The organism is Pontixanthobacter luteolus (genome assembly GCF_947494915.1).
GTDB lineage: Bacteria > Pseudomonadota > Alphaproteobacteria > Sphingomonadales > Sphingomonadaceae > Pontixanthobacter > Pontixanthobacter luteolus.
Genome location: NZ_CANLWR010000001.1, coordinates 1,299,111 through 1,318,302, shown reverse-complemented (window position 1 = coordinate 1,318,302; position 19,192 = coordinate 1,299,111). Strand labels below are relative to the sequence as shown.

Genomic DNA, 19,192 nt, shown 5'->3' with positions numbered 1-19,192 from the left:
AACGATGCGAACAGGGCCCCGTCAGCGTATTGCTGGCGGGGCCCTGTTTATTTGTACCTGGTACATGGGGGCTGGGTGGCCGCCTTTATTGGGCCAGATGGATCAAAGCTGTCGGTGCAGCCGCTGTCTTGAGCGACACGTTCCATGTCAGTGTCTGGGCAGAGACGCCGCCTACCGGGCCTTCATCGGTGTTGTTCGCCAGAATACTCCCATTGGTGATAATCCGGAATGTCCCGTCCATCATCGGAACCCCCGGCATTGCGCCGCCGCTTTCTTCGGCGTTAGCGCCCTCTGACATCGCAGCCGCCATTCCGCCTGCCATGCCACCCATCATAAGGCCGCTCATCGGATTGTTACCTTCCGATGCTGCGAAGCCCGGCGCGTTGACGCGGACCTTGCCTTCATCGCGCAGGATGACCTGGACGAAGGGGGAGGGCACAGGCACGCCTTCCAAAACCGGGAATGTCAGGTCGTGGGTCAGGCGCCCGCTAACTGCGTAGCGCACGTTGAACAGCCCATCGCCGGCATATTCGACCGATTCCCACCCGCGTTGCCGTGCCAGCTTCTGGGCCAGCTCGTTACCGGCCTCGGGATCAGTAGGATCGATGCCGCCCATCATCTGGGCCATCTGCTTGGCTTCCTGCTCTCTCTTCAAGCGCCGCTCCTCTGCTCCGGCCTGCCATTCGGCTTCCTGCTCGGCTATCTCGGCGGCGGTGCACTCGCGGTCTTCATACGTATCCTCGTCGAAGCAGCCATCTGCCTCGAAAGTCTCTTCGCTATTGCTGCCCATCATCGCGAGCTGGCTCAGCCCCAGAAAGAATATCTCGCCCTCATAGGAGAAGCTGAAGCTTTCGTCCCGGTTCAGCGTCAGGGTGGAATCGAACTGGCCGGGCGTGACAAAACACCCTGTCAGCATCATCGAGAGTGCGAGCAGCAGGCTCACGGCGCCGTTGCGTTTACTTGGCGTGGACTGAGACATGAAAAATTCCCCCTGATCATGTGCTGGATGACCTTTAGCGCGTGGCTATAGCATAAAGTGCAATCGCCGCCGCATTCGAGACATTGAGGCTTTCGATTGCGCTACTGATCGGCAGCTTGGCCAGTGCATCGCAGTGCGCCGCGATGTTCTGCCGCATTCCGTCGCCTTCGGCACCCATCACCAGCGCGACCGGCCCGGCGGGCAGCGCCTCGGCCAAAGTGGCTTCCGCTTCACCGGCCATACCGATTCGCCAATAGCCAGCCTCTGCTATTTCATCGAGCGCGCGGGCCAGGTTCACGACCCGGACCCACGGAACAGTCTCCAGAGCGCCGGATGCGGTCTTTGCGACAACCCCCGATTCTGGCGGAGCGTGACGATCCTGCGTGACAATGGCCGAAGCTCCGAATGCGGCAGCCGAACGAAGGATCGCGCCGACATTGTGCGGGTCGGTCACCTGGTCGAGCACCACGATCGGGCGGCTTGCGTCGCCACTCAGCACTTCATCCAAGTGAATATCATCGAGCGGGGCGCATTCCAGCACCAGTCCCTGATGCGGGGTGTCGCGCGTTACCAATCGGCCCAAATCGGATGCGTCAGCGTATTCGACAGGAAAATCTTCCGGCAGTTCACCATCGAGCGATGCGACACCCTCTCGTGTCGCCCACAGCTTGTTGTGGCTGCGCTGCGGGTTCATCAAGGCCGCTTCGACAGCATGGCGGCCCCAAAGCCGAACCTGACCCGTGCTTGCGCGCCCGCTGCCGCGACCACCTTGCATCCGGCCGGCTCGGCCCCTCAATGCGCGTTTGCGGTCACCCTTGGCCATGAATACTCCTGAAAATGTGCGTTCTTGGCGCCCCATGCCAGTAGCCCCATTGACAGGCAAGCGGACGTTCGCCATTGGGGCGCCTCTCGGCAGGTGACCTCGCGTTTTCGTGATAACCAGCAAAGCGGGATTTCCCGCTTCAGGCAAGCCAGTGGACAGGTGGCCGAGTGGTTAAAGGCAGCAGACTGTAAATCTGCCCGCGCAAGCGTACGCTGGTTCGAATCCAGCCCTGTCCACCACTTGCCCCACTCTTCAAAATTGTCGTTCAACGGCCACGCGAAATTTGATTTTGCGCGCTCTGAACTCCTGCGCCGTGTGCATACGAATGCGCCGAGTGGTGCAAATTGGACACTAAGTGTAAAAGTTGCGTGTTAAAACCGACACATTGCGTTGTGTAACGTTAGGACCGTGTGCATTAGTCGAAAATAACAGGACCGGCCCGTTTTAGAGGTGCGGCCTGACGATTAAGTGCCGGGATCGGCATGTGATATAAAGGGAAGAGGATGAAAAAAGCTCTGTTGAGTTCAACTGCGTTTGCGTTTGCCATGGGTTTCACCGGCACCGCCTATGCTCAGGATAGCGAAGCCGAAGAGGCGCAGGCGAATACGGACGATATCATTATCGTTACCGCGACCCGCCGCGCAGAAGACGTCCAGGATATTCCAATCGCCGTTACCGCCGTCAGCCCGGTTCAGCTTGAACGCCAGGGTGTCGTGAACGTGCAGGAAATCACCAGCGTTTCGCCAAGCTTTTCAACCTCAAGCGCGCAGCTTGCTTCCGGTTCGGTCGTTCTGCGTATTCGCGGTGTTGGTACAACATCGAACAATATCGGTTTCGAAAGTGCGGTCGGTATTTTCGTTGACGGCGCATACCAGTCGCGCCCTGGCGTTGCGCTTTCCGAGTTTGTCGATGTGGAACGTGTCGAGGTTCTGCGCGGTCCGCAGGGAACGCTTTTCGGACGTAACACTTCCGCCGGCGCTCTCAACATTACCAATGTTCGCCCCGATCTCTCCGAATTCGGCGGCTTCGCGAACGCAACTTACGGCAATCGCGACCTGATGAGCATTCAGGGCGCTGTGAACCTTCCGGTCGTGCAGGACACTGTCGCTGTACGCCTGACGGGTGCTTACCGCGAGCGTGACGGATATATCACGGTCGTTGATCGCAACGGCACTGAAATCGGCGAATCGAACGGTTCCGATCAGTATCTGGTTCGCGGACAGGTGGGCTGGGAAACCGAAAGCGGCATTCGCGGCCGGATCATCGGCGACTATTCCAAGAGCGACGCCGGTGTCGGCGCTGCAGTGGAAGTGCTGCAATCACCTGTCGAAACGGCAGGTTTGTTCGCGGCGGTGGGCCTTGGCGCTCGCGGCGGTATGGCTGGGCCAATCGTGGCGACGAACGGTTTCGATCAGCAAACGGCCGAAGCGGCGACCGACAATCTGATTGCAACCGCGAATTTCGCACCAATCACAGAAGTCGAGCAGTTCGGTGTCACCGGCGAGATCGAGATCCCGCTCGGCGATTCTGCGGACATTATCTATATCGGTTCGTACCGTGAGTTCGACGCATTCGAATCATACGATTCCGACTTCTCGGGTCTCGATGTGTTCAATGTCGATGGCAACGTGACCAGCATCAACACCATGACGCACGAACTGCGCGTTCAGGGTGATGCATTCGATGGCCGTATCAGTTGGCTGATCGGTGCGTATTATTCTGAGGAAGACATTTCGCAGGCCGTCAGCTTCTCGCTCGGGGAAGATTATGGCGAACTGATCGGTGCACTGTTCTTTGCACCAACCGGCGGTGCCTTGGGCGCTAATCCGCTCACGCTGCTTTCGGGCGGTGTCGATCCGGCGGGCACCACCAACACCAACCTTTACGCTCAGAACAGCAAGAGCTGGTCGGTGTTCACCCACAACACGTTTGAGATTACTGACAGTTTCGATCTGACAGTCGGTCTGCGGTATTCGGACGAAAGCAAGGATGGTTCCTTCGCGCAGGGTAACAACACCAATGCGATCTGCCCGGCAATTCTCGCGTCGATCGCAGCGGGCGGGGTACCTGCGCCGCTGATCAACAACGTGTTCGGAACGGGCTGTTTCGCATTCACTGCACCGGCCGATCTGCCGCAGGCTGCGGCGTTCCCGCTGCCGCGGACCTTCAATTCCAAGTTCAGCGACGAAGAACTGATCTATACGGTCAAGCTGGGCTACGAATTCGAGGCTCCGGTTAATGTCTACGCCAGCTTCACGCACGGTTATAAGTCGGGCGGTTTCAACCTCGATTCGACCGCTGCATCAGGCGGCGCAGACCCTCGCTTCGCCTCGGAAGAAGTCGATGCGTATGAAATCGGCATGAAGGCGCGTTTGATCGATAACGCGGTAACCCTGAACGTTGCGGCGTTCCGTGAGGAATTCACGAACTTCCAGGTTCTCGAATTCACCGGCGCGCAGTTCCAGACTTTCAACGTCCCCAAGGCAAATACCCAGGGGCTTGAAATCGAAACGGTTATCCGCCCGAGCGACAATCTGACGGTGAATGCCGGTGTCACATACACTGATGCCAATTACCCGAGCGATTGTGCGGGTACGCAGACCGCGGTCAACGTGGTCAACCTGTGCGGAATTTCTCTCACCAACGCGCCAGACATCGTTGGTATTATGGGCGCAACCTACGAACGTGATCTTGGCAATTACCTCGATTTCTTCATGACCGGTCAGATCCGCTTTGAAGATGATCGCCGGACTTCCACTCAGAAGTTCGATCCCGCGATCACCACGTCGCAGGTTCTGGTCCCGTTTGACGTTCAGGACAGCAACACCAAGATCAATCTGCGGGCCGGCATTGGTGCTCAGGATGATAGCTGGGCGCTGGAAGTGTTCGGAACCAACATCACCAACCAAGTCACTCGCGGGGTTACCTTCAACACCGTGCTACGTTCGGGTTCGCGCTCTGCGTTCCCGCAGGAACCACGCAGCTACGGCGTGACACTGCGCACCAAGTTCTAAGAACTGCTGCAAACATCGAACGGGCCGTCTGCGAGTGGCAGGCGGCCCGTTTTTTTATGCGCGGAAGGGAAGCGCAAATCTTGCGGCTCGGCCATTGCCGCAGTAGGCAGCAGCGATGGAACTTACACATCGTCCCGTCATTTCATCGACCGGCCTATTCACGCCGTCGGAAACCATTTCCAACGCAGAACTGGTCGAAAGCTTCAACAATTATGTAGAGCTGTTCAACACCCGCAACGCTGACGCGATTTCGGCAGGGGAGGTTGAAGCGCTTGCCCCGAGCTCAGTCGAATTCATCGAAAAAGCCAGCGGTATCAAGGCGCGCCACGTCATGGCCAAGGATCCTATACTCGATCCGGAAACCATGGAGCCGCGCTGGCCTGAGCGCGGTAATGACGAGCTTTCCATCCTCGCTGAAATCGGCGTTCTGGCTGCCCGCCAGGCGCTGGAAAAGGCCGGCCGCGACGCGAAGGATGTGGACGCTGTTTTGTGCGCTGCTTCCAATATGCAGCGGCCTTATCCGGCGATGGCCATCGAAATCCAGCAGGCGCTGGGAATCGACGGTTTCGGTTTCGATATGAACGTGGCTTGTTCCTCGGCGACCTTCGGCATCCAGACGGCGGCCGATTACATCCGCGCCGGTAACGCGCGCTCTGTTCTTGTGGTCAGCCCTGAAATCACCAGCGGGCACCTTAACTGGCGCGATCGCGACAGCCATTTCATCTTCGGCGATGTAGCGACTGCGGTGCTGGTCGAGGACGCAGCGATCGCCCCAGCCGAACATTGGGATATTCTGGGTACCAAGCTCAAAACGGTGTTCTCGAACAATATCCGTAACAATTTCGGGTTCCTCAATCGCGCTTCGCCGGAAACGGAAGGCACGCCTGACAAACTCTTCGTTCAGGAAGGGCGCAAGGTCTTCAAAGAGGTGGTCCCGATGGTCGCGCAGATGATTATCGACGAGGCGGATAGGCTGGGGATTGAACCTGAAGGGCTTCGGCGCCTATGGCTGCATCAGGCCAATGCGGGGATGAACCGCCTGATCGCGCACCGTGTGCTCGGGCATGAGGCGAATGACGATGAAAGTCCGACCGTTCTGGACACGTATGGCAACACGTCCAGCGCAGGTTCGATTATTGCTTTCCACCTCAACAGCGAAGATCTGAAGGCGGGCGATACCGGCCTGATCTGCAGTTTCGGGGCAGGCTATTCTGCGGGTACTGTGTTCGTCAGGAAGGCGGCCTGAACCCTCGGCAGAGGGGCAGACTGTCCACCGCTTCGGTCCCAAAGGTAGGCGCTTCGGCTTGTCGCTTTGCCGGCGAGACCCTAGGTATCAATCATGGCCGGTGAAATTCTAGACAATCAAGGGCGCGGTGAAGCTGGCTGGCAATGGCCGGCAATTCACCCTGAAGGCAGGAAGTTTGGCGTGATCGCAGGTGCGATTGCGCTGGCATTCCTGCTGATTCTCGATTGGGAAATCATCGGGTGGCCAATGCTGGCGCTTACCGGCGGCATTTTCGCATTTTTTCGCGATCCGGAACGCGTTGTCCCGCAGGATGACAGAGCTATCATTTCGCCAGCTGACGGTACTGTTTCGCAAATCATACAGGTTGAACCGCCCAAAGAACTGGTTGGCGATGACGGGTCGGGTCATGACGGTTTGTCTGACGGCGCGATAACCAGAGTTTCGATTTTCATGAGCGTGTTCGATGTACACATCAATCGCTCGCCAATCGCGGGTACGGTGAAGCGCCTCGTCTATATTCCCGGGAAATTCATGAACGCTGACCTCGACAAGGCGAGCGATGAGAATGAGCGCCAGCATATCCTGGTTGAACGCGGTGATGGCATTGTGATCGGGTTCACCCAGATTGCCGGCCTGGTTGCGCGGCGGATTGTTCCGTTTGTGAAACCTGGCGACATGGTTGCCGCCGGTCAGCGCGTCGGTCTCATTCGTTTTGGCAGCCGAGTAGATGTTTATCTGCCTGCCGGTACCGATCCCAAGGTATTGATCGGACAGAAAGTTGTTGCAGGTGAGACGGTTATCGCCGAACTGGGGCAGCAGAAACTAATTGAGGGAGTTGCCCAGTGAACGAAGAGAACGCTCGGGTCGGTCCCAAGGCCGCAGAAGATGAAGTCCCTGCAAAGCATGGCTTGCGCAAGGGGCTGTCGCTTAGAGCGGTGCTGCCCAATGCTATTACAGCTGCCGCGCTTTGTTCGGGGCTTACAGGCATCCGTTTCGCCATTTCGGCCGATTGGGGGCCGGCCATCTTTGCAATCATTCTTGCCGGCTTGCTCGACGGGATAGATGGCAGGATCGCCCGCCTGCTGAAGGCGCAGTCGCGTTTCGGCGCAGAACTGGACTCGCTTGCTGATTCGTTATCCTTCGGGATGGCACCTGCGATTATCTTCTATCTCTGGACGCTGCAGGACCTGCCCCGTCTGGGCTGGTTCGCATCGCTTGCCTTCGCGATTTGCTGCGCTTTGCGGCTGGCGCGCTTCAACGCGCAAATCGACACCGATGATCAACCGCACAAATCCGCAGGATTTCTGACCGGCATTCCGGCACCAGTGGGTGCGGGGCTTAGCTTTCTGCCGTTTTACCTTTGGATGGCAACCGGCATCGCCGAATTCCGTGAGCCGTGGTTCAACGCTGTCTGGATGATTATCATCGCGTTCCTGATGATTTCGAACATCGCCACGCTTAGCTGGACTTCGATCAGGCCGCGCAGGCAGGTGAGGCTGGAATTGATCGCGCTGGTCGGGATCCTTTTCGCAGCGTTGCTGCTCGAACCTTGGTGGACCCTGGCGGTGATTTCCGCAGGTTACCTCCTGCTCATGCCATATGGTCTGATCCGTTACGGCCGGATCAAGCGGCAGCGGGCAGCAGCATAGGATCGGCCAGACCGGCATTTTCCCGGAACGACCGGGCGATGCGGTAAGTATTGGCCTCCGCCAGCAGCGCAAAGCCTGCAGGTGCGTGTTCACGAATAACTTCTGCCTGCGGCACTGCCGCGCAGTCAGGCTGCGATGCCTGACGCAAATGCTGATAGGCCCTGTGGCCGCGCACCGCGCTGTCCGCCAGCGAAATCAGCGTTGCCACAGCGGCAACAGCGAACAATGTACCCAGAACAAATGCAGTCATCTCGAACCTCAATCAAACGGCACAGGCCTGTTGGTAACCTGTGGATATGGTGTTAATACGTCTGGAGAACGCATCTGGTTTCCCAATACGGTACAATGTTCCCTGTTTGTTCTCGCCTGTCAAGCAATTTTCGCGGCAGGCTTGGCATTTTTTTCGGTGAACCGAGGGCAGATTGAGGGTGGATTTCCATTCGGCACAGCGCTATGGGCGCCTATCTGAATGGCGGAGGCCCCGATTTCCGGGGTGGAAGCCATCAGAAAATCCACATGGAAAGCACATATACCGGTGCCGCAGAGGGATCTCCTCACGGTTCCAGCTTTCCAGAGGCATAACCGGAAGGAATTCTACTATGGCGGCACCTACCGTCACAATGCAGCAATTGATCGAGGCTGGCGCACACTTCGGCCACCAGACCCACCGCTGGAACCCGCGGATGAAGCCGTACATCTTCGGCGCCCGCAACGGTGTTCACATTATCGACCTGTCGCAGACTGTTCCGCTTTTCGCGCGCGCACTCGATTTCGTTGAATCGACTGTTCGTTCGGGCGGCAAGGTCCTGTTCGTAGGCACCAAGCGTCAGGCGCAGGAACCGATTGCTGAAGCTGCCCGTCGCAGCGGCCAGCATTTCGTAAACCACCGCTGGCTCGGCGGCATGCTGACCAACTGGAAAACCATCAGCGGTTCGATCAAGCGTCTCAAGACCCTTGAAGAGCAGCTTGGCGGCGACACTTCGGGTCTCACCAAGAAAGAAGTCCTCCAGCTCACCCGCGAACGCGACAAGCTGGAACTTTCGCTCGGCGGTATCCGCGACATGGGCGGCATTCCGGACGTGATGTTCGTAATCGACGCCAACAAGGAAGAGCTGGCGATCAAGGAAGCCAACGTTCTTGGTATTCCGGTTGTCGGTGTTCTCGACACCAATGTCGATCCGTCGGGCATCGCGTTCCCGATCCCTGCCAACGATGACGCGGCACGCGCCGTTCGCATGTATTGCGACGCGATTGCGGAAGCAGCGACTTCGGGCAAGGGCGGTGCAGTTGCCGATTCCGGCGCTGACTTCGGCGCGATGGCTGAACCACCGGTTGAAGCGTAAGCTTTAAACCCGATATCAGCGTCACATTCTTGCAATGGACGCGATCTAGCGCGCCGGACCAGCCCGATCTGCCGTTTATGGCAGGTCACTTTCGCGGTCCGGCGACGCAATTTTTGAAAGGATTAGAGCAATGGCTGCATTCTCAGTCGCTGACGTAAAAACGCTGCGCGAAAAGACCGGCGCAGGCATGATGGACGCCAAGAAGGCGCTGACCGAAGCTGGCGGCGACATCGAAGCCGCTGTCGACGCGCTGCGCGCCAAGGGTCTCGCAACCGCACAGAAGAAATCCAGTCGTACCGCGGCTGAAGGTCTCGTGGGCGTTGCCGTAGAAGGCACCCGCGGTGTTGCCGTTGAAGTGAACTCCGAAACCGACTTCGTCGCGAAGAACGACCAGTTCCAGGAATTCGTACGCAACACCACCGAAGCTGCACTGGCTGTTGACGGTGACGATGTGGAAGCTCTCAAGGCTGCATCTTACCCGACCGGCGGTACCGTCGCTGAAAAGCTGACCGATAACATCGCAACCATCGGTGAGAACCAGCAGGTTCGCCGCATGAAGACCGTCACTGTCGAAAACGGCATTGTGGTCCCGTACATGCACAACGCCGCTGCGCCGAACCTCGGCAAGATCGGTGTTCTGGTCGCGCTGGAAAGTGAAGCCGGTGCTGACGTGCTGGAACCGCTTGGCAAGCAGCTTGCGATGCACATCGCTGCTGCTTTCCCGCAGGCCCTGAACGCTGACGGCCTCGATGCAGACCTGATCGCACGCGAACGCGCGATTGCTGCCGAGAAAGCTGCTGAAAGCGGCAAGCCTGAAAACGTCCAGGAAAAGATGGTTGAAGGTGCGGTGAAGAAATTCGCCAAAGAAAACGCACTTCTGAGCCAGGTCTTCGTGATGGACAACAAGACGCCGATCGCAGACGTCGTCGCCAAAGCTGGCAAGGATGCCGGCAAGGAAATCGTCCTGAAGGATTATGTCCGCTTCCAGCTCGGTGAAGGCATCGAGAAGGAAGAGAGCGACTTCGCAGCTGAAGTTGCAGCAGCAGTTGGCGGCTAAGCCACGCTGAAAACTCGGCAAAACAAGATCGGCCGCCGGACCCAATCGGGATCGGCGGCCGAATTGTTTTCGGGGCCGTATACCGCGCTGTCGCAACTGGTTTACAACCTGCTTTCGATCTCGAGTTCGTTGTTCCCTGCTGGAAGGACAAGGATCAAGAGACCTTCGCCGCTGGTGATCTGTCCATCAAATCGAGATTGCGGGCGCGGCCTCCGCCTGCATCAATGACGAAAACATGATCGCCAACGACGATCACATTGCATGTCCCGGCACCGGCTGGATTTGGCAGTGCTAATCCGGTTCCACAAAGGCCGAGTGTAAGCGCGTCTTCTGAAGCCAGTACTCGGCGCGTGTTTCGGCTTTCTACCGCTTTTTCAGACAGTAACTGGACGGTCTGCTCCTGAAATGTGAAGCTGGCTGTTATGATCAAACCTGCCAGCCTGAACAGGCTCAGCAAACTTTTCTTCATGGGCATTCCCCCCAAAGCGGGCGGCCTTTCCCTTTGCGCCTGTTCGGCTGTCCGGCTAAGGAACCCGGCAACCTCATAAACAGCCGGATTCTCGTAAAGCCATGACAGCCTCCAAATACAACCGCGTCCTGCTCAAACTTTCGGGCGAGGTGCTGATGGGGGAGCAGGACTATGGCATCGATCCTGCCTATGTCGCGCGCCTGGCCGAGGAGGTTAAGGCAGCCAAGGATACGGGCCTCGAAATTTGCCTTGTAATCGGCGGCGGCAATATCTTCCGCGGCGTTGCAGGGGCGGCTAGGGGGCTGGACCGTACGACCGGCGATTACATGGGTATGCTGGCCACAGTGATGAACGCACTGGCCATGCAAAATGCGCTGGAGCAGATCGGTGTTCCTACCCGCGTCCAGTCGGCCATTCCGATGTCGTCCGTGTGCGAACCCTATATTCGCCGCCGTGCCGAACGCCACCTCGAGAAAGGGCGGATCGTGATCTTCGCCGCGGGCACAGGCAATCCGTTTTTCACCACCGATACCGGCGCTGCATTGCGCGCTGCTGAAATGAGCTGCGATGCCTTGCTTAAAGGCACCAGCGTTGACGGTGTGTATGACAGCGATCCGAAAACCAACAAAGACGCCCAACGTTTCGAAGAGATCACCTATTCGCGTGTTCTGAATGACAATCTGAAAGTTATGGATGCCACCGCCGTTGCGCTATGCCGTGAAAACAGCATCCCGATCGTGGTCTTTTCGATCCGCGAGAAGGGCAATGTCGCACGGATAATCGACGGTGACGGCATCAAGACAGTTGTGAGAGAGGAAGCCTGACAATGGCAAAGTATGAAAAAGCCGATATCGAACGGCGTATGCAGGGCGCGGTGGACGCGCTGAAAAGCGACCTTTCCGGTCTGCGTACCGGGCGCGCGAATACATCGCTGCTCGATCCCGTGGTGTGCGAAGTTTACGGCGCAATGATGCCGCTAAACCAGGTCGCAACCGTCTCAGCGCCGGAACCGCGCATGCTCAGCGTGCAGGTGTGGGACAAGGCAAACCTGACCGCAGTCGAGAAGGGCATCGCCCACGCCAATCTCGGCCTCAATCCGATGATCGACGGGCAGACACTACGCCTGCCGATGCCCGACCTGACGGAAGAGCGCCGCAAGGAACTGGCAAAACTGGCTGGCACCTATGCGGAAAAGGCCAAGATCGCGGTTCGCAACGTGCGCCGTGACGGCATGGAATCCCTGAAGGAAGACGAGAAGAAGAAAGAAATCTCGGAAGACGACCGCAAGCGGATGGAAGACGAGGTGCAGAAGCTGACCGATCGCTTCACCGGCGAATGCGACACCGCTGCCGAAGCCAAAGAAAAAGAAATCATGACCCAGTGATCAGATCACTCGGGGGATTTTCAGAGTGACTAGCGAAAGCCAGCAGGGCGATAGCGCCCAGAAAGCGCGGCATGTTGCCATCATCATGGATGGGAACGGCCGCTGGGCGAAGCGCAAGCACTTGCCGCGGGTCATGGGCCACCGGCAGGGTGTGGAGGCGGTTCGCAAGCTGGTGCGCAGCGTGGAAGGCATGGGGATAGAATGCCTGACGCTGTATGCCTTCAGCAGCGAAAACTGGAAGCGGCCCGACGAAGAGGTTGATGACCTGATGAATTTGATGCGCAAGTTCATCAAATCGGATTTGCCAGAATTCATCGCCAATGATGTCCGGCTGAAAATTATCGGTGATTGGCAAGGACTTGCGCCCGACATTGTGGAGATGCTCGAGGATGCGCTCGATCAGACTTCCAAGGGCAAGAATACGCTTGCCGTTGCGCTCAATTACGGTTCGCAGGACGAGATTGTCCGCGCAGCCAAGAGCGCCGCAGCGGCGGGGGAGATCACCACAGAAAGCTTAGAAGCGAACCTCGATACCGCAGATCTGCCGCCGCTCGACCTGCTCATCCGCACAAGCGGTGAAGTACGGCTGTCAAACTTCCTGCTGTGGCAATGTGCCTATGCAGAAATGAGTTTTGTCGACGTATTGTGGCCGGATTTTACGCCGGAACATTTGCAGGCCGAGCTCGATAATTTTGCAATTCGTGAGAGACGCTTCGGTGGACGGTGACGGTCTGAAAAAGAAATCCGATCTGGGCGTCAGGGCGGTATCCGCGGTGATCATGCTGGCGGTCACAATAACCGCCCTGTGGCTTGGCGGCGTGTGGCTGGATATATTCTTCGCGCTCGTTACGTTTGCGGCATTCGCTGAGTTTGTGCGGCTTATCCTCCGGATCACGGACAGCCCGCTCAAGCGAGTTATCAGCATCGTCCTTGGCGTAGTTTACATCGGGTTTGCCGCGATTTCGCTAGTCCAGGCGGATTCCTATTACGTAATTGCGGCTCTGGGTGCCGTGGTATTCACCGACACGTTTGCCTATTTCTTCGGCCGCACGATCGGCGGGCCGAAAATCGCGCCCCGCATTTCGCCTTCCAAGACCTGGGCGGGACTTTTCGGCGGCATGGTGGGCGCAGCCTTGTGGCTGGGCCTGTGGGTTTCCACGTTTCACTACACCAGCGGTTACACTGAATGGGCCGATTTTCTGGAGGCGACTTCGCAGGATTCGATGGGCGCTGCCGTCATCGGTGCAATCCTGGCGATCGCAGCGCAGTCCGGTGATTTCTTTGAAAGCTGGTTGAAGCGAAAGGCCGGGGTGAAAGACAGCTCCAACCTGATACCGGGCCATGGCGGCGTGTTTGACCGGGTCGATGGAATTATTCCCGTTGCCTGCATCGTTGGCTTGCTGTCGGGGGTCGCATGACCCGCTCCATCTCAATCCTCGGCGCGACAGGGTCGGTTGGCGCTTCCACGCTGGACCTGATCCGCCGCGAACGGGACAAATGGCGTGTGGCTGCACTCACCGCAAACTCCAGTGCCGACGAGCTGGCGAAACTGGCGATCGAATTCGGCGCCGAGATCGCGGTTGTCGGCGATGAAAGCTGCCTCGATGATCTGCGCATCGCATTGTCGGGCACGGGTGTGGAGGTCGCAGGCGGCGCACAGGCTCTGCGCGAGGCGGCGGCGCGCCCGGTCGATATAACGGTCGGGGCGATTGTCGGCTGTGCTGGCCTCGCGCCTGTTATGGCAGCGATAGAGCAGGGCGGCACGATCGCGCTCGCCAACAAGGAAGCGCTGGTTTCTGCAGGCGGCGTAATGACCGCTGCCGTCGCACGGCACGGGGCAACTCTGCTGCCGGTCGATTCCGAGCACAACGCCATTTTTCAGTGCCTTCAGGGCAACGACATGGGCGAGGTCAACTGGATCACCCTGACGGCCAGCGGCGGGCCGTTCCGCGAATGGTCGCAGGCACAGCTTGATGCCGCGACGCCGGAGCAGGCGGTCGCTCATCCGAACTGGGATATGGGCGCGAAGATCAGCGTCGATTCGGCCACGATGATGAACAAGGGGCTCGAGTTTATCGAGGCGCACCATCTGTTCCCGGTCGGGCTCGACCGGTTGCGGATCATCGTGCACCCGCAAAGCGTGATCCATTCGATGGTCGAATACCGTGATGGATCCACGCTGGCGCAGCTTGGCCCATCGGACATGAAAGTGCCAATCGCGTCGTGCCTTGCTTGGCCGAAACGGATGGAGACCGGCTGCCAACCGCTTGATTTGGCGGCAATTGGGGAGTTGTCGTTCTTCGCCCCCGACGAAGATCGTTTTCCCGCAACCCGCCTGGCGCGCGAGGCAGTGCACGAAGGTGGTTCGGCCCCGGCGACGCTAAACGCCGCCAACGAAGTTGCAGTCGCGGCATTTCTTGCCGGTCAGATTGGGTTCACCAGGATTGCGGCAATAGTGGCAGAAGCATTGAACCGCGATATAGACACTGCGCCGGCCACGCTTGACGAGGTTCTGGCGGTCGACGCAGACGCCCGATTAAGGGCAACCGAAATTTTGGAGAAAGCCTGACTTGTTTGATTCCGTACCACTGTGGATGATGATTGCCGGGTTCCTGCTGGTTCTCGGCCCGCTCGTCACGATTCATGAACTTGGCCACTATCTGGTGGGCCGCTGGTTCGGAGTGAAAGCGGAAGCGTTCTCGGTCGGTTTCGGCAAGGAAATTGCCGGGCGCACCGACAAGCACGGCACGCGCTGGAAGCTGTCTGCCTTGCCGCTTGGCGGATATGTGCAGTTCAAAGGCGATATGAACCCGGCCAGCATCCCGGATGCGGGCGCGCTGGAGGATCTTTCCGAAGAAGAGCGCGAAGGCAATTTTCACCACGCGGCGCTGTGGAAGCGAGCGTTGATCGTGGCTGCTGGGCCAGCAACAAACCTGATCGTCGCTGTGGCCATATTTGCCGGCTTCAACATGATCTATGGCAAGGCCGTGTCGGTTGATGAGGCGCAAACCAATGTCGTCGGCTCTTTTGCGGAGGTTTCGACCGGCCGTGACGCAGGGCTGCAAGTCGGCGACCGAATTCTGGCGATCGATGGCGACACCGTTACCGAATTTCAGCAAATCGTGGAAAAGATTGTTCTGTATCCCGGGCAGAAGATCGACATCTCGATTGACCGAGAAGGACAGCAAACTGTCATTCCGGTGACAATCGGCGATTACACCGAGAAAGACCGATTTGGGAACGAAGCCCGGGTCGGCAGGATCGGTGTGTTTTCAGCCGAACAGCAGCTCCAGACAGTTGGCCCGGGCGAGGCAGTGACGCTGGCGCTCGATCAAACGGTCGGAATGGTCAAAATGATGGTCACTGGCGTCGTCCAGATTGTGACCGGTGACCGGTCGGTGCAAGAGCTGGGCGGACCGATAAAAATCGCCAAGTATTCAGGCGAGCAGTTGAGCCTCGGCTGGCCGGCTTTCATCAGCTTTGCCGCGCTGATCTCGCTTAATTTGGCATTCATCAACCTGCTGCCAATCCCCGCGCTCGACGGAGGACATCTGGCATTCTACGCGGTCGAGGCCGTACGCAGGAAGCCTGCTGGCCCGCGCGGTACCGAATGGGCGTACCGCACAGGCGTTGTGCTGGTGCTGGCGCTGATGATCTTCGTAACGGTCAATGACGTGATTTCGCTGCCGATTTTCAGCAGTTGAATTGCAACGAGAGGAACTCCTTGGGGGAGTAGGGCCTCACACCGCTTGATTGGGGGCACGGCATCGGGCAGAGGGCGGCAAGTGTCCGTCAGGGCCCGATGGCATCGGCGGTGACGATAATTTTTTTGGTTTATACGGGAAACCCGTGTTGATGATTGGACGGAAAATGCGCGGCGACAACAACATGCAAAATGGTCGCCGACTGGCGTTGGCATTGCTAGGTGGAACGATGCTGGGCGGGATGCCCGTCATGGCATCTGCTCAGGATGAAAGCGCCGAAGAAGCAGCGCCGCAGCCCAGCGCTCAGCCGCAGGCACAGATCATTCAGTCGATTGCGATCGTCGGTGCAGAACGTCTCGAGCCGCAGACCATCCTCAGTTACATCACCTTGCGTGCAGGGCAGCCATATTCGCAGGCTGCAGCCGACCAGGCGCTGAAGGAACTTTACGCGACCGAGCTGTTCGCGAACGCCAGCGTTCGCAACGATGCCGGCAACGTCGTCATCAACGTCACTGAAAACCCGGTGATCAACCGCATTATCCTGGAAGGGAACAAGCGGATCAAGAACGACAAGATCGTTCCTGAAATCAAGCTGGCCGCGCGCCAGATTTTCACCCGATCCAAGGTTCGCGCCGACGTTGCGCGTATCATCGAATTGTACAAGCGGCAGGGCCGTTTCGCTGCCACCGTAGAGCCGAAGATGGTTCAACTGAGCCAGAACCGTGTCGATGTGATCTTCGAAATCAGCGAAGGGCCGAAATCGAAGGTTCGCCAGATCAATGTCATCGGCAACGATGTGTTTTCTGATGGTGAACTTCGCAGCGAAATGGTCACCAAACAGGCGCGTTTGACCAGCTTTTTCAGCTCGAACACCAGCTACGATCCTGACCGTCTGGCATTCGACCAGCAGAAACTGCGCCAGTTCTATCTGACTGAAGGTTACGCCGATTTCCGCGTGGTATCGGCGGTCGCCGAACTGACGCCTGACAAGCGTGATTTCATCATCACCTACGTCGTTGAGGAAGGCGAACGCTACAAATTTGGCGATGTGAACGTCGAGAGCCAGATCCGCGACTTTGACAGCGGCCTGATGACGTCGAACCTCGCGATGAAGGGTGGGGACTGGTACAACGCTAAATCCGTCGAGGACACAGTCGAACAGTTGACGGAACTGGCTGGCCGTTTCGGCTATGCATTTGCCGATGTTCGCCCGAACTTTACGCGTAATCAGGAAACGCTGACGATGGATGTGACCTACTCCATCAACGAGGCGCCCCGTGTTTATGTCGAACGGATCGACGTAAACGGTAACACGCTCACGCAGGACAAGGTTCTGCGCCGTGAATTCCGTGTCGCAGAAGGTGACGCGTTCAGCTCTATCGGCGTCAATCGTTCCACCAACCGCATCAAATCGCTGGGTTATTTCCAAGAAAACTTCGAGATTGAACAGAAGGAAGGCAGTGCGCCTGACCGGATCATTCTTGAAGCGAATGTTGAAGAGCAACCGACGGGCGAGCTGCAGCTGTCGGCGGGTTTCTCATCGATTGAAAGCTTCATCTTATCCGGTTCGATCCGCCAGCGTAACTTCCGCGGGCGGGGCCAGACGGTTGGCGCCAGCGTCAATTATTCGCGTTATTCGCGCTCTTTCAATCTGAGCTTTACTGAACCGTATGTTTTCGACCGGAATATCTCGGCGGGGATCGATATATATCGCCGAGACTTCAACAGCTTCAATTTCCAGAACAATACGCGCAACACCACATACGAACAGTCTACAACAGGCGCATCATTGCGTGTCGGCGTGCCGCTGACCGAATACATGTCGCTGGTTGGTAGCTACACGTTCAACTACGATGAAATTGGCTTGGACGAAGGAACTTTCTTCCGCGACCAGAACGGGGACGGTATCCCTACCTGTGATCCGTTCCTCGCCGGCCGGTTCCTGTGCGACGTCATCGGTTCGCGGACCAGTTCAATCCTGGGGGCGACGCTGGCATTCGACAACACCGATAGCCGCTTCCGTCCAACGCGTGGTCGCTCGGTCACATTTACGACAGAGTATGCCGGTCTTGGCGGCTCGGTCAAATATCTGCGCTTCCGCGGCAAGGCGGCACAGTACTGGAATGTACTCAACGGCTTCATCTTCTCGCTTTCTGCAGAAGGCGGTGTGATCAACGGCCTACAGGATCGCGGCGGGGTAGGCGTCGATGACGTTATCCTGACCGACCGCTTTTTCCTCGGCGAACCGCAAATTCGCGGGTTCGATATTCGCGGTGTTGGTCCTCGTGTTCTGCGTCAGCGCATCATTGAAGACCCGGATAGTCCAGAGGGCGATCCGCAGCCTTTAGTCCTCACCGATCGCAACCAGGTCAGCGATGACGCGATTGGCGGTAAAGCCTACTACCTCGGCCGTGCCGAACTTGAAATTCCGCTGGGTTCCGGTGTGCGCGAACTTGGCCTGCGGCCTTCGATTTTCATCGATGCCGGCGCACTGTTCAATGTTACCCGTCCTGAACTTCTCAGCAGCCCGTTTCTGCTGCAGACTGCGGATGCTGACGGAAATCTCCAATATGTTCGTCCCGATGGCGTGGTTACCATCGAGCCGAACGACGGGATGGGCACAGATTATGATCCTGACCTCGCGGTCAATCCCGGCGCCTTCCAGGAAGTTTTCCTTGGCGATTCCGCCAAACCACGCATCACTATTGGTGCTGGTGTGAACTGGAATTCGCCTTTCGGTCCTTTCCGGATCGATTTCGCCCACGCCATCACCAAGGTTGATGGTGATGACACAAAGAAATTCTCGTTTAACGTAGGAACTCAATTCTAATGAAAAACCTTCTCAAACCGGCGCTTGCCGCTGGCCTCGCCATGGTAGTTGCTGTCCCGATGTCTGCGCCAGCGCAGGCACAGGTCGCCGGCATCGCAACCAGCAGCCCTGAATCGGTGCTGGTCCGTTCGGAAGCCCGCATCGCGGCATACCAGGCGATCAACACCACCTATGCATCGCAGATCCAGCAGGTGAATACCTTGCGCCAGGAAGTGCAGACGCTGTCGCAGAGCCTCGACACCAATTCCGACCAGCAGATTTCGCAGGCTGAAATCGACGCCAACCCATCGGTTCGCGGTCAGATCGAACAGAAGCAGCAACAGGTCGAAACCCTGACGCAGCCGATCGCACTGGCGCAGTATTACGTGGTTGAGCAGATCATCAATGATTATGCCAATGCGCAAAATCAGGTCATCCAGAACAAGAACATCCAGATCATGCTGACGCCTGAAGCGTTCCAGTATGCGGCTGAGGGTGTCGACGTTTCTGACGACATTCTGGCAGTTGTGAACCAGCGCCTGCCAACTGTCGCGACCACGCCGCCGGCAAACTTCCGCCCGCGCCAGAACACTGTGCAAACCCACCAGTCGATTCAGCAGATCATCCTTGCAGCAGCGCAGCGCGCCGCGATCCAGCAGCAACAGCAGCAGGGCGCAGCCGCGCAGCAGCCGGCACCGACTGGCCGTTAATTCAC

18 protein-coding genes and 1 tRNA gene are annotated in these 19,192 nt (G+C 57.9%); 15 read left to right on the top strand and 4 right to left on the bottom strand.

Annotated features, from left to right (window positions below; genetic code table 11):
- Nucleotides 1-85: 85 nt before the first annotated feature.
- Complete coding sequence (locus PO778_RS06365) at nucleotides 86-979, bottom strand: hypothetical protein (RefSeq protein ID WP_271438964.1); 894 nt, start codon at nucleotides 977-979, stop codon at nucleotides 86-88.
- A 34-nt stretch (nucleotides 980-1,013) separates the two neighbouring features.
- Nucleotides 1,014-1,802, bottom strand: coding sequence for a 23S rRNA (guanosine(2251)-2'-O)-methyltransferase RlmB (gene rlmB, locus PO778_RS06360; protein WP_160730107.1), 789 nt, complete (start codon nucleotides 1,800-1,802; stop codon nucleotides 1,014-1,016).
- A gap of 153 nt (nucleotides 1,803-1,955) precedes the next feature.
- On the opposite strand from rlmB, the gene PO778_RS06355 reads away from it, so the two are divergent.
- The 5 genes from PO778_RS06355 to PO778_RS06335 all read left to right on the top strand — a co-directional run bounded on the left by PO778_RS06355 (nucleotide 1,956) and on the right by PO778_RS06335 (nucleotide 7,711).
- Nucleotides 1,956-2,041, top strand: a tRNA-Tyr gene (locus PO778_RS06355).
- Nucleotides 2,042-2,305: 264 nt separating this feature from the next.
- Nucleotides 2,306-4,816 carry a TonB-dependent receptor gene (locus tag PO778_RS06350; protein WP_235903616.1) on the top strand — a complete coding sequence of 837 codons (2,511 nt, stop codon included), beginning with the start codon at nucleotides 2,306-2,308 and terminating at the stop codon, nucleotides 4,814-4,816.
- Nucleotides 4,817-4,931: 115 nt separating this feature from the next.
- Nucleotides 4,932-6,062, top strand: a complete 1,131-nt coding sequence (locus PO778_RS06345) for a beta-ketoacyl-ACP synthase III (protein WP_271438963.1) — start codon at nucleotides 4,932-4,934, stop codon at nucleotides 6,060-6,062.
- A 93-nt stretch (nucleotides 6,063-6,155) separates the two neighbouring features.
- Nucleotides 6,156-6,908, top strand: a complete 753-nt coding sequence (locus PO778_RS06340; RefSeq protein ID WP_271438962.1) for a phosphatidylserine decarboxylase — start codon at nucleotides 6,156-6,158, stop codon at nucleotides 6,906-6,908.
- Entirely contained in the window at nucleotides 6,905-7,711 is an 807-nt protein-coding gene (locus PO778_RS06335) for a CDP-alcohol phosphatidyltransferase family protein (RefSeq protein ID WP_160730104.1), read from the top strand. The genes PO778_RS06340 and PO778_RS06335 overlap by 4 nt, the downstream gene beginning before the upstream one ends.
- Here the strand turns inward: PO778_RS06335 and PO778_RS06330 are convergent.
- The gene (locus PO778_RS06330) at nucleotides 7,686-7,961 is read right to left on the bottom strand and encodes a hypothetical protein (RefSeq protein WP_271438961.1); all 276 of its coding nucleotides are present in this window, start codon (nucleotides 7,959-7,961) and stop codon (nucleotides 7,686-7,688) included. The genes PO778_RS06335 and PO778_RS06330 overlap by 26 nt on opposite strands.
- 349 nt (nucleotides 7,962-8,310) lie before the next feature.
- Here PO778_RS06330 and rpsB point away from each other — a divergent pair, with 349 nt between their 5' ends.
- Nucleotides 8,311-9,054: a 30S ribosomal protein S2 gene (gene rpsB, locus PO778_RS06325; protein WP_160730102.1), complete on the top strand. Its 744-nt coding sequence runs from the start codon at nucleotides 8,311-8,313 to the stop codon at nucleotides 9,052-9,054.
- A 130-nt stretch (nucleotides 9,055-9,184) separates the two neighbouring features.
- Nucleotides 9,185-10,111 carry a translation elongation factor Ts gene (tsf, locus tag PO778_RS06320; RefSeq protein ID WP_160730101.1) on the top strand — a complete coding sequence of 309 codons (927 nt, stop codon included), beginning with the start codon at nucleotides 9,185-9,187 and terminating at the stop codon, nucleotides 10,109-10,111.
- A 154-nt stretch (nucleotides 10,112-10,265) separates the two neighbouring features.
- On the opposite strand, the gene PO778_RS06315 is transcribed toward tsf, so the two are convergent.
- A complete protein-coding gene (locus PO778_RS06315; protein WP_271438960.1) occupies nucleotides 10,266-10,580 on the bottom strand; it encodes an MBL fold metallo-hydrolase in 315 nt (104 codons plus the stop codon).
- Nucleotides 10,581-10,681: 101 nt separating this feature from the next.
- On the opposite strand from PO778_RS06315, the gene pyrH reads away from it, so the two are divergent.
- The 8 genes from pyrH to PO778_RS06275 all read left to right on the top strand — a co-directional run bounded on the left by pyrH (nucleotide 10,682) and on the right by PO778_RS06275 (nucleotide 19,187).
- Entirely contained in the window at nucleotides 10,682-11,404 is a 723-nt protein-coding gene (gene pyrH / locus PO778_RS06310; protein WP_271438959.1) for a UMP kinase, read from the top strand.
- Nucleotides 11,405-11,406: 2 nt separating this feature from the next.
- Complete coding sequence (frr, locus tag PO778_RS06305; protein WP_160730098.1) at nucleotides 11,407-11,964, top strand: ribosome recycling factor; 558 nt, start codon at nucleotides 11,407-11,409, stop codon at nucleotides 11,962-11,964.
- Nucleotides 11,965-12,049: 85 nt separating this feature from the next.
- Nucleotides 12,050-12,691, top strand: coding sequence for a polyprenyl diphosphate synthase (gene uppS / locus PO778_RS06300; protein ID WP_271439351.1), 642 nt, complete (start codon nucleotides 12,050-12,052; stop codon nucleotides 12,689-12,691).
- Nucleotides 12,666-13,382, top strand: a complete 717-nt coding sequence (locus PO778_RS06295) for a phosphatidate cytidylyltransferase (RefSeq protein ID WP_271438958.1) — start codon at nucleotides 12,666-12,668, stop codon at nucleotides 13,380-13,382. Before uppS ends, PO778_RS06295 begins: the two co-directional genes overlap by 26 nt.
- Entirely contained in the window at nucleotides 13,379-14,533 is a 1,155-nt protein-coding gene (locus PO778_RS06290) for a 1-deoxy-D-xylulose-5-phosphate reductoisomerase (RefSeq protein WP_271438957.1), read from the top strand. The genes PO778_RS06295 and PO778_RS06290 overlap by 4 nt, the downstream gene beginning before the upstream one ends.
- A 25-nt stretch (nucleotides 14,534-14,558) precedes the next feature.
- Nucleotides 14,559-15,668, top strand: a complete 1,110-nt coding sequence (gene rseP / locus PO778_RS06285; protein WP_160730662.1) for an RIP metalloprotease RseP — start codon at nucleotides 14,559-14,561, stop codon at nucleotides 15,666-15,668.
- A 151-nt stretch (nucleotides 15,669-15,819) separates the two neighbouring features.
- Nucleotides 15,820-18,498: an outer membrane protein assembly factor BamA gene (gene bamA / locus PO778_RS06280; RefSeq protein WP_271438956.1), complete on the top strand. Its 2,679-nt coding sequence runs from the start codon at nucleotides 15,820-15,822 to the stop codon at nucleotides 18,496-18,498.
- Complete coding sequence (locus tag PO778_RS06275) at nucleotides 18,498-19,187, top strand: OmpH family outer membrane protein (RefSeq protein ID WP_160730096.1); 690 nt, start codon at nucleotides 18,498-18,500, stop codon at nucleotides 19,185-19,187. The genes bamA and PO778_RS06275 overlap by 1 nt, the downstream gene beginning before the upstream one ends.
- Nucleotides 19,188-19,192: the final 5 nt, after the last annotated feature.